Source organism: Atlantibacter sp. MEI4A-1023 (genome assembly GCF_056155425.1).
The window spans coordinates 3376325-3389273 of the sequence record NZ_CM149568.1 but is presented as its reverse complement, the minus strand read 5'-3'; the positions used below and the strand labels follow the sequence as shown (position 1 = coordinate 3389273).

The following is a 12949-nucleotide window of genomic DNA, read 5'->3' as shown; positions in this document are numbered from 1 at the left end:
GTATGGGCCTGAAATGGACCGACAGCCGCGAAATCGGCGAGGCGCTGTACGACAGCCGCCCGGATCTCGATCCGAAAACCGTCCGCTTCACCGATATGCATCAGTGGATTTGCGAGTTGGAAGAGTTTGATGACGATCCGGCTGCCTCTAACGAGAAAATCCTTGAGGCAATCTTGTTAGTGTGGCTTGACGAAGCTGAATAAAAAAACGGGCTGCCTTCGGGCGGCCCTTTTATGTCTAAGAGCGATAACAAAAGGGACAACAGAATGACTGACGCCATGAAAATCACGCTCTCCACCCAGCCTGCCGACGCCCGCTGGGGAGAAAAAGCGACATATAGCATTAATCACGACGGCATCACCCTGCACCTGAATAACCAGGACGACCTGGGGTTGATCCAGCGCGCCGCCCGTAAAATCGACGGCCTGGGCATTAAGCACGTGGCGCTGTCTGGCGAAGGCTGGGACGCGGATCGCAGTTGGGCTTTCTGGCAGGGTTACAAAGGGCCGAAAGGCAGCCGTAAAGTCGAATGGGCGACCCTTGATGAAGCCCAGCAGAAAGAGCTGGATAGCCGCTTGAAAATCATCGACTGGGTGCGCGACACCATTAACGCCCCGGCGGAAGAACTCGGGCCGGAACAACTGGCCCAGCGCGCGGTGGATCTGCTAAGCAGCGTCGCTTGCGACAACATGAAATATCGCATTACCAAAGGCGAAGATCTGCGCGAGCAGAACTACATGGGGATCCACACCGTGGGGCGCGGATCGGATCGCGCGCCGGTACTGCTGGCGCTGGATTACAACCCGACTGGTAACCCGGACGCGCCGGTGTATGCCTGCCTGGTGGGCAAAGGCATCACCTTCGATACCGGCGGTTACAGTCTCAAGCAAAGCACCTTTATGGATTCAATGAAATCCGATATGGGCGGTGCGGCGCTGGTAACCGGCGCGCTGGCCTTCGCCATCACCCGTGGCCTGGATAAACGCGTCAAACTGTATCTGTGCTGCGCCGATAACATGGTCAGCGGCAACGCCTTCAAGCTGGGCGATATCATTCGCTACCGCAACGGCAAAACCGTGGAAGTAATGAACACCGACGCTGAAGGCCGTCTGGTCCTGGCGGATGGGCTGATTGACGCCTGCAAACAGAACCCGGAACTGCTGATCGACGCTGCCACCCTGACCGGTGCCGCGAAAACCGCGCTCGGCAATGACTACCATGCGCTGTTCAGCTTCGACGATGGCCTGGCGAACCGCCTGCTGGCGAGCGCCAGCGCGGAAAACGAGCCGTTCTGGCGTCTGCCGCTGGCAGAGTTCCACCGTAATCAGCTGCCGTCGAATTTCGCAGAGCTGAACAACACCGCCAGCGCCTCGTACCCGGCGGGTGCCAGCACGGCAGCGGGTTTCCTGTCGCACTTTGTTGAAAACTACCAGCAGGGCTGGCTGCATATCGACTGTTCCGCTACCTACCGTAAAGGCGCGGTAGAGCAGTGGGCGGCGGGCGCGACCGGTCTCGGCGTACGTACCTTAGCTAACCTGCTGACGGCGAAATAAGATGGTTATGTCTGAGACCAAAAACGAGTTAGAAGCCCTGCTGGAAAAAGCCGCCACCGAACCGGCGCACCGTCCGGCGTTTTTCCGCACCCTGCTGGACTCCACCGTGTGGGTGCCCGGCACTTCTGCCAGCGGCGACGCGGTAGACGCGGACAGCGCGCTGGATTTACAGCACTGGGAAAAAGACGACGGCACTTCGGTGATCCCGTTTTTCTCTTCGCTGGAAGCGTTGCAGCAGGCGATGGGAGAGGAAGAGCAGGCATTCGTTGTCATGCCGGTGCGTACCCTGTTCGACATGACCCTGGGCGAGACGCTGTTCCTGAACGCCAAACTGCCCACTGGTAAAGCGTTCACCCCGCGTGAAATCAGTCATCTGGTGGGTGAAGAAGGCAACCCGCTCAGCACCCAGGAAGTGATTGAAGGCGGCCAGACGCTGCTGCTTTCCGAAGTCGCCGAGCCGCCCGCACAGATGATCGATTCGCTGACCACACTGTTTAAAACCCTGAAAACGGTCAAGCGCGCCTGGCTATGCTCCATCAAAGAGCGCGCGGACGCAGAGCCTAATCTGTTGATCGGCATAGAAGCCATTGGGGATATCGACGCCATTATCCAGGCGACGGGCAGCGTTGCCACCGACACATTGCCGGGCGATGAGCCGATTGATATTTGTCTGGTCACGGAAGGAGAGAAGGGCGTCAGCCATTTTATCATGGCCCACGTTACGCCCTTCTATGAACGCCGCTGGGGAAGTTTCCTGCGCGATTTCAAAACCAATCGCATCATCTAATCTGAGGGCCGCTACTGCGGCCCTTTTTTATTGCGCGGGTTCGATGGGTAAATCCTGCCGGGCACCCCATTCACTCCATGCGCCGTCGTACAGCGCCACGCCGTTCACTTCCAGCGTTGCGAGCGCCAGCACCAGCACCGCTGCCGTTACGCCCGAACCGCAGCTGGCGATAATGGGCCGCTCAAAATCGACCCCGCGCTGGAAGAAAATATCGTGCAGCGTGGCAGGATCTTTTAGCTCGCCGTTCTGCACCACTTCGCCCCAAGGCACATTCAACGCGCCGGGAATGTGCCCGCGCTTCAGGCCAGGGCGCGGCTCATCCGCCTCGGCATGGAAACGCGCCGCCGGACGGGCATCAATAATTTGCGCGCTGCCTTCGTGGCTCGCCAGCAGCACATCGGTCAGGCGTTTGACCGCTTCAGGATTAAGTTTGGCTTCAAATTCGCCCTCTTCTGGCGTTACATCGCCCGACTCCACCGGACGGCCTTCCTGCTGCCAGCGTTCCAGGCCTCCCGCCAGTATCGATACGTTTTCCACCCCGAAACTGCGCAGCATCCACCAGGCGCGCGGGGCGGAGAACAAATCGCCCTCGTCATACACCACCAGATGTTTATCGCTGCTCACGCCGAGTTCACGCATCGCCACCGCGAACGCTTCCGGGCGCGGCATCATATGGGGCAGCGGGCTGGTACGATCGGACAGCGCTTCGATATCAAAAAACACCGCGCCGGGAAGATGCTCCTCACGGTATTCGCCTGCCACGTCGCGCTGCTGCTGGCCGGGAGGGGCCATACGCGCATCGAGAAGTTGAATTTCTGGATCGGAAAGGTGCTCAGCGAGCCAGTCGCCCGCAACAAAAAAAGAGGTGGACATGGAGCCTCCGTGTCAGTGCTGAGAGGGCAAATTGTCGGTGTTTTTAGTGTGCGTCACAAGCGGCCGCCTCTCAAGTCGCGATACGAGTCCCGTAATAGCACTATAATTCTGAAAATCTACCGTTTGCTGTGCCGGTGATAATCTTGCTTTGTATTCCCGCAGCGAACACATAATACTTGCTTCCTCACAACAGGAAGGCCGAAAGGCCAGGGATTTGAGAATGATACGAGCACGCCACGCCGCGCTTGCGGTAGCCTTATTAGCCATTCTGGCAATGGCAGGTTGCGATGATAAACCGAGTGAAGCGGCAAGCGAGCCTAAGCCCGCGCCCGCTCAACAATCGCAGGCCGCGACCGTCGCCGCAAAACCGGATAGCGCAAAACTGGCCCAGCTTGCCGGGCAAAGCGCCGGTAAACCGTTAACGCTGATTGACGCCTCAGAAGTCCAGTTGGATGGCGCGGCGACGCTGGTGCTAACCTTCTCTGTCCCTCTCGATCCCAATCAGGATTTCTCCCGTACCGTTCATCTGGTAGATAAAAAGAATGGCAAAGTGGACGGCGCCTGGGAGCTGGCCCCTAATCTTAAAGAACTGCGGATGCGCCATCTGGAGCCGAGCCGTACCTTACTGGTGAGCGTAGACAGCGAGCTGAAAGCGCTGAATGAAGCCACCTTCGGCATCAACTGGGAAAAGACCCTTGAAACCCGCGACATAGAACCCAGCGTCGGCTTTGCCAGCCGGGGTTCGCTGCTGCCCACTAAAGTGGTGCAGGGCCTGCCGGTTATGGCGCTGAATATTGATAATGTGGATGTGAATTTCTTCCGCATTAAGCCGGAATCCCTGGCTTCGTTCGTGAGCCAGTGGGAGTACCGAAATTCGCTCACCAACTGGGAATCGGACAAACTGTTGCAACTGGCGGATTTGGTGTATACCGGCCGCTTCGATCTAAACCCGGCGCGTAATACCCGGGAAAAACTGCTGCTGCCGCTGGGGGACATTAAACCGCTCCAGCAGCCTGGCGTGTATCTCGCCGTGATGAACCAGGCAGGGCGCTACAACTACAGCAATGCCGCCACGCTGTTTACCTTAAGTGATGTTGGCCTGTCGCTGCATCGCTTCCATAACCGGCTCGACATCTTCACCCAGAGCCTGGAAAACGGCGCACCCCAGGGCAGCGTTGACATCCAGTTGCTGAGCGAGAAAGGCCAGACGCTGGCGCAGGCGAAAACTGATGGCGACGGTCACGCCACGCTGGACACGCCGAAAGACGCAGCGCTGGTGCTGGCACGCAACGGCGAGCAGACTACGCTACTGGATCTCAAGCTTCCGGCGCTGGATCTTTCTGAGTTCGATATCGTCGGTGAAGCGGGATATGCGCGGCAGTTCTTTATGTTCGGCCCGCGCGATTTGTATCGTCCGGGCGAAACGGTGATCTTTAACGGTCTGCTGCGCGACGGCGACGGCAAACCGGTTGATGACCAGCCGATTAAGCTGGAAGTGGTGAAACCCGACGGCCAGGTGGCGCGCACTCAGGTAGTGCAATCCCACAACGGGCTGTATCAGTTTAGCTGGCCGCTGGCCCAGACTGCCGCCACGGGCAACTGGTCTGTGCGCGCCAATATTGGCGATAACCAGCCGCGTAACTGGCGCTTCCAGGTGGAAGACTTTATGCCGGAGCGCATGGCGCTAACGCTGACGCCGCAGAAAACGCCGATTTCGCCAAAAGATCCGCTCAATATCCCGGTGGAAGGCCATTATCTCTACGGCGCGCCCGCGTCCGGCAACGCATTACAGGGCCAGTTATTCCTGCGCCCGCTGCGTGAGGCGGTCGCCGCGCTGCCCGGTTTCGAATTCGGTGATATCGCCGAGGAAAACCTCACCCGCAGCCTGGATGAAGTCCAGCTAACGCTGGACGAACAGGGCCGTAACGACGTCACGCTCGACAGCCAGTGGCAGGATGCGCGCTCCCCGTTGAAAGTCATTTTGCAGGCCAGCCTGCTGGAATCTGGCGGACGCCCGATAACCCGTCGCGCCGAGCAACCCGTGTGGCCCGCCGCCAGTCTGCCGGGTATTCGTCCGCAGTTTGCCTCTAAAGCCGTGTATGACTACCGCAGCGACACCACGGTAAATCAGCCGATGGTGGATGAAGGCAGCCTGGCCGGTTTCGACATTGTTTATACCGATGCCCAGGGCCAGAAGCTGGCGGTAAACGATTTGCAGGTGCGCTTGATTCGCGAGCGCCGCGACTACTTCTGGAACTGGTCGGAAGGCGACGGCTGGCAATCCCAGTTCGACCAAAAGGATCTGGTTGAAGGTGAACAGTCGCTGAGTCTGGCGGCGGGAGAAACCGGGAAAGTGAGTTTCCCGGTGGACTGGGGTTCTTATCGTCTGGAAGTCAAAGCACCGAATGAGACCGTCAGCAGCATCCGCTTCTGGGCAGGTTACAGCTGGCAGGACAACAGCGACGGCAGCGGTTCGCCGCGCCCGGATCGCGTGACGCTGAAGCTGGACAAACCGTCTTACAAACCTGGCGACACCATCAAACTGCATATCGCCGCGCCTGCCGCGGGGAAAGGCTACGCCATGATTGAATCCAGCGACGGTCCGCTGTGGTGGCAGGCCATTGACGTACCGGAAGGCGGCATGGATCTGTCGATTCCGGTGGACAGCAAATGGCAGCGCCACGATCTCTACGTCAGCACCCTGGTGATCCGCCCCGGCGATAAATCCAAATCCGCGACCCCAAAACGCGCCGTCGGTATTCTGCATCTGCCGCTGGGTGATGAAAACCGCCGCCTGGCGGTGACGCTGGATGCCCCGGCGAAAATGCGCCCGGACCGCAATCTGGATGTGAAGCTGAAAGTCAAACCTGACGCGCAGGGCAACATCCCGGCGCAGGTGAATGTGCTGGTTTCCGCCGTGGACAGCGGAGTGCTAAATATTACTGATTACGCAACCCCAGACCCGTGGGAAGCGTTTTTTGGCCAAAAAGCCTATGGCGCGGATATCTATGACATCTATGGCCAGGTGATTGAAGGGCAGGGACGGCTGGCGGCGCTACGCTTTGGCGGCGACGGCGATGAACTGAATCGCGGCGGAAAACCGCCGGTTAACCACGTTACCATCGTGGCGCAACAGGCACAGCCGGTAGTGCTTAACGAAAGCGGCGAGGGCACGGTTCAGTTGCCGATTGGCGATTTCAACGGCGAACTGCGGGTGATGGCCCAGGCCTGGACGGCAGACAGTTTCGGCAGCAGCGATACCAAAACTATCGTTGCCGCGCCGCTGATTGCCGACATCAGTATGCCGCGCTTCCTGGCGGGCGGCGATGAATCGCGGCTGGCGCTGGACGTCAGCAACCTGACCGATACCCCGCAAAATCTCACCGTTTCCCTGACCGCCAGCGGGCTGGTTTCGCTGCTGGACAGCCCGGAGCTGAAAGTCAGCCTTAAAGCAGGGGCGCGTAAAACGCTGTTTATTCCGGTGCGCGCCCATGAAGGCTTCGGTGATGGTGAAATCAACGCCCAAATTACGGGCCTGAACGTGCCGGGGGAAACCTTCGCGCCGTCGCAAAAACAGTGGAAAATCGGCGTGCGTCCGGCGTTCCCGTCACAGACCGTCAACAGTGGCGTGATGCTTAACCCGGGCGATAGCTGGCAGGTTCCGGCGTCTCACATTGACGGCTTCTCGCCGGGTACGCTGGAAGGGAGACTGCTGCTGAGCGGCCGTCCACCGCTGAACCTGGCGCGCTATATCAGCGAGCTGAAAGCCTATCCGTACGGCTGTCTTGAGCAAACCACCAGCGGCCTGTTCCCGTCACTGTATACCAGCGCGGCGCAGTTGAAAGCGCTGGGCATTAAGGGCGAAAGTGACGAACAGCGCCGTACGGCGATTGATGTCGGGATCGCCCGCCTGCTGGAGATGCAGCGCGAGGACGGCGGATTCAGCCTGTGGGATAAAACCGGCCCGGAAGAGTACTGGGGCACGGCCTATGTCACCGATTTCCTGGTGCGGGCAACCGAGCAGGGCTACAGCGTTCCGGCTGACGCGCTGGAGCGCGCCAACAACCGCCTGCTGCGGTATTTGCAGGACCCGAGCCTGATGGCGCTGCGCTACAGCGATAACAGCGCCGCCAGTAAATTCGCGGTGCAGGCCTACGCAGGCCTGGTACTGGCCCGGCAGCAAAAAGCGCCGCTGGGGGCACTGCGTGAACTGTGGAATAAACATAACGCCGCCAGTTCCGGTCTGCCGCTGGTGCAGCTCGGCGTGGCGCTCAAACTGATGGGCGACGCCAACCGCGCTCAGGAAGCGATTAATGCGGGCCTGGCGACGCCGCGTAACGATCGCGTCCAGTGGATTGGCGATTACGGCAGCGAGTTACGCGACAGTGCGCTGATCCTGAATTTGCTGGAAGAGAATAAACTCCTGGCGCAGCAGCAGGCGGGATTACTGCAAACCCTGTCCGACCAGGCTTACGGACAGCGCTGGCTGTCGACTCAGGAGAGCAACGCGCTGTTCCTGGCAGGACGCGGCTGGCAAAACCAGCCTGCCGCCTGGCAGGTGCAAAGCTCGCTGTCCGGCGAACCGTTACAGGGCGACAAGGCCCAGGCGTTTAATCTGAATGCGGATAAGCTGGCGGCGTTGCATCTGACTAACACCAGCGACAGCCCGGTGTGGGTGCGGCTCGACAGTGTGGGCTACCCACAGAGTGCGCCGCAGCAATCCGGCAACGTGCTGAAAATTGAACGCCACTTCCTGGCCAGTGACGGCACCACCAAATCGCTCGATAACCTGCGCAGCGGCGAGCTGGTCCTGGTGTGGCTGGATGTGTACGCCAGCAAAACCGTACCGGACGCGCTGGTAGTCGATTTGCTGCCCGCAGGGCTGGAACTGGAAAACCAGAACCTGGCTAACGCCAGCGCCAGCCTGGGGGAAACCGGCGGCACGGTCAGCGACCTGGTGAGCCGGATGCAGCAGCAGGATATTCAGCATGTGGAATTCCGCGATGATCGCTTTGTGGCGGCGCTGCCGGTAAATGAGGGCGAACACGCCACGCTGGTGTATCTGGCACGGGCGGTGACGCCGGGCAAATACACCGTGCCGGTGCCGCAGGTGGAGTCTATGTATATTCCGTCATGGCGCGCCACGGGCAGCAGCGCAGGGACGTTAACCATCGCGCCGTGAGTAGGCTTTTGTGATCGGATTAAAACTGAAAAAATGCGCCTGCGTGATTGCAGGCGCATTACTGTTATTCGTGCTGGCGCTGTGGGCGGCGGACCGCATTTGGCCGCTACCGCTTAAAGAGGTCAACCCCGCCAGGGTAGTGGTAACCGAAGAGGGGACGCCGCTGTGGCGCTTTGCCGATGACGAAGGAATCTGGCGCTATCCCGTCACCCTTGAAGAGGTTTCCCCCCGCTATCTGGATGCGCTAATCCACTACGAGGACCGCTGGTTCTGGAAGCATCCTGGCATCAACCCGTTTTCCATACTCCGCGCCGCCTGGCAGGGCGTGACGTCCGGGCGCGTAGTATCCGGCGGCAGTACGCTGACCATGCAGGTCGCCAGGCTAATCGAGCCGCATCCCCGCACCTTTCTGGGTAAGACCCGCCAGGTGTGGCGCGCCATGCAGCTGGAATGGCACCTGTCGAAACGGGAAATTCTCACACTCTATCTCAACCGCGCGCCGTTTGGCGGCACGTTACAGGGCGTTGGCGCGGCAAGCTGGGCTTACTTTGGCAAATCGCCTGCCTCGCTGACCCCTGCCGAAGCGGCGTTGCTGGCGGTACTTCCTCAGGCGCCGAGCCGTCTGCGCCCTGACCGCTGGCCCGAACGCGCCCAGGCCGCGCGCGATAAAGTACTGCGCCGCCTGGCGCAGTATCACGTCTGGCCCCGGAGCGAGGTGAAAGAGGCGCTGGAAGAACCGGTCTGGCTGGCACCGCGCCAGATGCCGCAGCTTGCGCCGCTACTGGCACGCTATCTGGCGGCGCGCAGCCGCGAGAACAAAATTGTCACCACGTTAGACGCGGGTCTCCAGCGTCAGCTTGAAGAACTGGCGCTGAACTGGAAACCGCGCCTTCCGCCGCGCGGCTCGCTGGCAATCCTGGTGGTGGAGGCCAGTACCATGAAAGTGCGTGGCTGGGTCGGCTCGGCGGATATCGCCGACGTGAACCGCTTCGGGCATGTGGATATGATACTCGCCAGCCGCTCGCCGGGATCGGTGCTCAAACCCTTTGTCTATGGCCTGGCGCTGGACGAAGCGCTGATCCATCCCGCCTCGCTGTTGCAGGATGTGCCGCGCCGCTTCGGGGATTACCGTCCCGGCAACTTCGACAGCGGCTTTAACGGCCCGGTCAGCATGAGCGATGCCCTGGTACGTTCGCTGAATCTTCCGGCGGTGCAGGTGCTGGAAGCCTACGGCCCGAAGCGTTTTGCGGCTAAGTTACGCAATGTGGGGCTGACCTTAACCTTGCCCGGCGGCGCGGAGCCGAACCTGTCGATTATCCTCGGCGGTGCGGGCGCGCGTTTATACGATATCGTCGCCGCCTACAGCGCCTTTATGCGCCAGGGCAGGGCGGCGCAACTGCGGTTAACGCCGAACGATGCGCTGGAAGATCGCCCGCTCATGTCGCCAGGCGCGGCGTGGATTATCCGCCGTATTCTGGCGGGCGAGGCCCAGCCGTTGCCCGACAGCACGCTGCCACAGGTGGTGCCGTTTGGCTGGAAAACCGGCACCAGCTACGGCTATCGTGATGCCTGGGCGGTAGGCATGAGCCCGCGCTATATCATCGGCGTCTGGACTGGCCGCCCGGACGGCACCCCGGTGCCGGGGCAGTCGGGCTTTGCCAGCGCGGTGCCGCTGCTTAATCAGGTGAATAATCTGGTGCAGGCCAGCTCTGCACTGCAGCAAGCGCGGCTGCCGGTAGATCCACGCCCGGCGTCGGTCACCGCAGGAACCATTTGCTGGCCTGGCGGGCAGCAGCTTCCGGCTGGGGACGCCAACTGCCGCCGCCGTCTGGCGACCTGGCTATTAGACGACAGCCAGCCTCCCACGCTGCTGGCGCAAGGGCAGGAGCGTATGACCGGAACGCAATATCCGCTGTGGGTGAACCAGCAGGGGCAACGCGTCGCCGCTGATTGCCCGGATGCCCATGCCGAGACCCGTATTCTGTGGCCTTTACCGCTGGAGCCCTGGCTGCCTGCCGGTGAACGTCGCGCCGCGCGGCTGCCCGCTGCGTCGCCGGAATGCCCGCCGTTATCCAGCGACGGTGCGACGCCGCTGTTGCTCACCGGCGTGCGTGACGGCGGCATCATCAAACGCGTACCGGGGCAAAGCCGTTTACCGCTGCGTTTAACAACTCAGGGGGGCGAAGGGCCGCGCTGGTGGTTCTTAAACGGCGTGGTGCAATCGGGGCATGGGGATGTAATGATGCTGGAAATTGAAAAAGCCGATGATTATCAAGTGCTGGTGATGGATGAGTCAGGGCAAACCGCTGTGGCCCGTTTTACTGTCCAGTAGTGTACATCCCAAAGCCGGAATGGCTTTGTGTTGCGAGCTGTCGCACTATTTTAAAAAAATGTTACTTATTCCCATATGCAATACCTGGGATGCTCATTATAATCGCCGCCAATTCGAAATCCGGGTTTCCGGCGCAAACAGAACAACATACAGAGGTTATCATGGCAATTGAACGTACTTTTTCCATCATCAAGCCTAACGCGGTGGCAAAAAACGTTATTGGCAACATCTTCGCTCGTTTTGAAACAGCAGGCCTGAAAATCGTCGGCACCAAAATGCTGCACCTGTCTTCTGAAAAAGCGGGCGGCTTCTATGCTGAGCATCAGGGCAAACCGTTCTTTGACGGTCTGGTCGCTTTCATGACCTCCGGCCCGATCGTGGTGACTGTACTGGAAGGTGAAGACGCGGTGCGTCGTCACCGTGAAATCCTCGGTGCCACCAACCCGGCGAATGCGCTGGCCGGCACCCTGCGCGCGGATTACGCTGACAGCCTGACCGAAAACGGCACCCACGGTTCTGACTCTGTGGAATCCGCAGAGCGCGAAATCGCCTACTTCTTCGGTGAAGGCGAAGTGTGCCCGCGCACCCGCTAATCACGCCGCGAAAGTTTATTTTTGTGATGCCGCTTACAGTCGTGGCATCACGGCGCTGAAGTTTGTACAATACTGCGCCCCGGGACGAGCTAACGTTCCGGGGCGCTTCTATTTTCAACCCACCATGGGCCATAACGTGTAACAACGAGGCCGGAAAATACTATGTCTGAGCAAATTGTCACTTCCGAAACGCCGGTAACCGTCGTTTCCGCTAAATCTGAAAAAATTAACCTGTTAGATCTCAACCGTCAGCAACTGCGCGAATTTTTTGCCAGGCTGGGTGAAAAACCGTTCCGCGCCGATCAGGTGATGAAATGGATGTATCACTATTGCTGCGATGACTTTGATGAGATGACGGATATCAACAAGGTCTTGCGTAACAAACTCAAAGAAATCGCTGAGATCCGCGCACCGGAAGTGGCTGAAGAACAGCGCTCCGCAGACGGCACCATCAAATGGGCGATCAAGATTGCCGATCAGCTGGTGGAAACCGTGTATATCCCGGAAGAAGACCGCGCCACGCTGTGCGTTTCTTCCCAGGTTGGCTGTGCGCTGGAATGTAAATTCTGCTCAACCGCGCAGCAGGGCTTTAACCGTAACCTGCGGGTGTCGGAAATTATCGGCCAGGTGTGGCGTGCGGCGAAAATTATCGGTGCGCAGAAGAAAACCGGCGTGCGCCCGATCACCAACGTGGTGATGATGGGCATGGGCGAACCGCTGCTCAACCTGAATAATGTCGTGCCAGCCATGGAAATCATGCTGGATGATTTTGGTTTCGGCCTGTCGAAGCGCCGCGTGACGCTGTCTACTTCGGGCGTGGTTCCGGCGCTGGATAAACTCGGCGATATGATCGACGTAGCGCTGGCCATCTCTCTGCATGCGCCGACAGATGAAATCCGCGACCAGATCATGCCGATCAACAAGAAATATAACATTGAGACTTTCCTGGCGGCGGTGCGTCGTTATCTGGAAAAATCCAACGCCAACCAGGGACGCGTGACGGTAGAGTACGTTTTGTTGGATCATATTAATGACGGCACGGAACATGCGCATCAGCTGGCGGAATGCCTGAAAGATACGCCGTGTAAGATCAACCTGATCCCGTGGAACCCCTTCCCGGGCGCGCCGTATGGCCGCAGCTCCAACAGCCGTATTGACCGCTTCTCCAAAGTGCTGATGGAATATGGGTTTACCACTATCGTGCGTAAAACCCGCGGTGACGACATTGACGCGGCCTGCGGACAGCTGGCAGGCGAGGTGATTGACCGCACCAAGCGTACGATGCGTAAGCGTATGCAGGGTGAACCTATTGAGGTGAAAGCAGTCTGAGTGGCATCGTTGTCTGGTTTGCGATCGGCAAATTGGGCACAGACTACAAAAGGCGCGCCGTTACCCAATCGTGAAGAAACGTATTCTCTCAATAATTACGGTGCGTTTCTTCTCGCTTTAAGGCAGTATGTAGCGTCTCAACAACAGTTTAGACGCGCGTGAATTCTGGATTGCGTCGCCAGCCACGGACAGTTGGTCAAAAGGTGTCTATGTTTAACTGACCAGACGGCATTCAGGCGTTGATATTGTGAAACCATGTCGGCCTGACTGGGCGAATGCTGTACGTTGCAGCCTTAAAAG

At 59.3% G+C, this 12949-nt stretch carries 8 protein-coding genes; 7 read left to right on the top strand and 1 reads right to left on the bottom strand.

What is annotated here, in order from left to right:
* The first annotated feature begins 2 nt into the window (after positions 1 to 2).
* The 3 genes from iscX to sseB all read left to right on the top strand — a co-directional run bounded on the left by iscX (position 3) and on the right by sseB (position 2340).
* Entirely contained in the window at positions 3 to 203 is a 201-nt protein-coding gene (gene iscX / locus ACVV26_RS16125; RefSeq protein WP_002463684.1) for a Fe-S cluster assembly protein IscX, read from the top strand.
* Between the two features lie 63 nt (positions 204 to 266).
* The gene (gene pepB / locus ACVV26_RS16120) at positions 267 to 1553 is read left to right on the top strand and encodes an aminopeptidase PepB (protein ID WP_474798222.1); all 1287 of its coding nucleotides are present in this window, start codon (positions 267 to 269) and stop codon (positions 1551 to 1553) included.
* A gap of 7 nt (positions 1554 to 1560) precedes the next feature.
* A complete protein-coding gene (sseB, locus tag ACVV26_RS16115) occupies positions 1561 to 2340 on the top strand; it encodes an enhanced serine sensitivity protein SseB (RefSeq protein ID WP_474798221.1) in 780 nt (259 codons plus the stop codon).
* Positions 2341 to 2367: 27 nt separating this feature from the next.
* Here sseB and sseA read toward each other — a convergent pair whose 3' ends face one another.
* Positions 2368 to 3213 carry a 3-mercaptopyruvate sulfurtransferase gene (sseA, locus tag ACVV26_RS16110; RefSeq protein ID WP_474798220.1) on the bottom strand — a complete coding sequence of 282 codons (846 nt, stop codon included), beginning with the start codon at positions 3211 to 3213 and terminating at the stop codon, positions 2368 to 2370.
* 220 nt (positions 3214 to 3433) lie between these two features.
* On the opposite strand from sseA, the gene ACVV26_RS16105 reads away from it, so the two are divergent.
* The 4 genes from ACVV26_RS16105 to rlmN all read left to right on the top strand — a co-directional run bounded on the left by ACVV26_RS16105 (position 3434) and on the right by rlmN (position 12649).
* Positions 3434 to 8395 (top strand): alpha-2-macroglobulin family protein, encoded by a 4962-nt coding sequence (locus ACVV26_RS16105; protein WP_474798218.1) that lies wholly within the window; start codon positions 3434 to 3436, stop codon positions 8393 to 8395.
* A gap of 10 nt (positions 8396 to 8405) precedes the next feature.
* On the top strand, positions 8406 to 10727 hold the full coding sequence (gene pbpC, locus ACVV26_RS16100) for a peptidoglycan glycosyltransferase PbpC (protein ID WP_474798217.1): 2322 nt from the start codon (positions 8406 to 8408) through the stop codon (positions 10725 to 10727).
* A gap of 161 nt (positions 10728 to 10888) precedes the next feature.
* Positions 10889 to 11320: a nucleoside-diphosphate kinase gene (gene ndk / locus ACVV26_RS16095; protein ID WP_125294119.1), complete on the top strand. Its 432-nt coding sequence runs from the start codon at positions 10889 to 10891 to the stop codon at positions 11318 to 11320.
* 162 nt (positions 11321 to 11482) lie between these two features.
* Positions 11483 to 12649: a dual-specificity RNA methyltransferase RlmN gene (gene rlmN, locus ACVV26_RS16090; RefSeq protein WP_474798215.1), complete on the top strand. Its 1167-nt coding sequence runs from the start codon at positions 11483 to 11485 to the stop codon at positions 12647 to 12649.
* Positions 12650 to 12949: the final 300 nt, after the last annotated feature.

What these genes read in the sequence shown, in the direction of transcription:
- iscX (WP_002463684.1), top strand. Translation starts at nt 3, where the DNA reads ATGGGCCTGAAATGGACCGACAGCCGCGAAATCGGCGAGGCGCTGTAC.
- pepB (WP_474798222.1), top strand. Translation starts at nt 267, where the DNA reads ATGACTGACGCCATGAAAATCACGCTCTCCACCCAGCCTGCCGACGCC.
- sseB (WP_474798221.1), top strand. Translation starts at nt 1,561, where the DNA reads ATGTCTGAGACCAAAAACGAGTTAGAAGCCCTGCTGGAAAAAGCCGCC.
- sseA (WP_474798220.1), bottom strand. Translation starts at nt 3,213, where the DNA reads ATGTCCACCTCTTTTTTTGTTGCGGGCGACTGGCTCGCTGAGCACCTT.
- ACVV26_RS16105 (WP_474798218.1), top strand. Translation starts at nt 3,434, where the DNA reads ATGATACGAGCACGCCACGCCGCGCTTGCGGTAGCCTTATTAGCCATT.
- ndk (WP_125294119.1), top strand. Translation starts at nt 10,889, where the DNA reads ATGGCAATTGAACGTACTTTTTCCATCATCAAGCCTAACGCGGTGGCA.
- rlmN (WP_474798215.1), top strand. Translation starts at nt 11,483, where the DNA reads ATGTCTGAGCAAATTGTCACTTCCGAAACGCCGGTAACCGTCGTTTCC.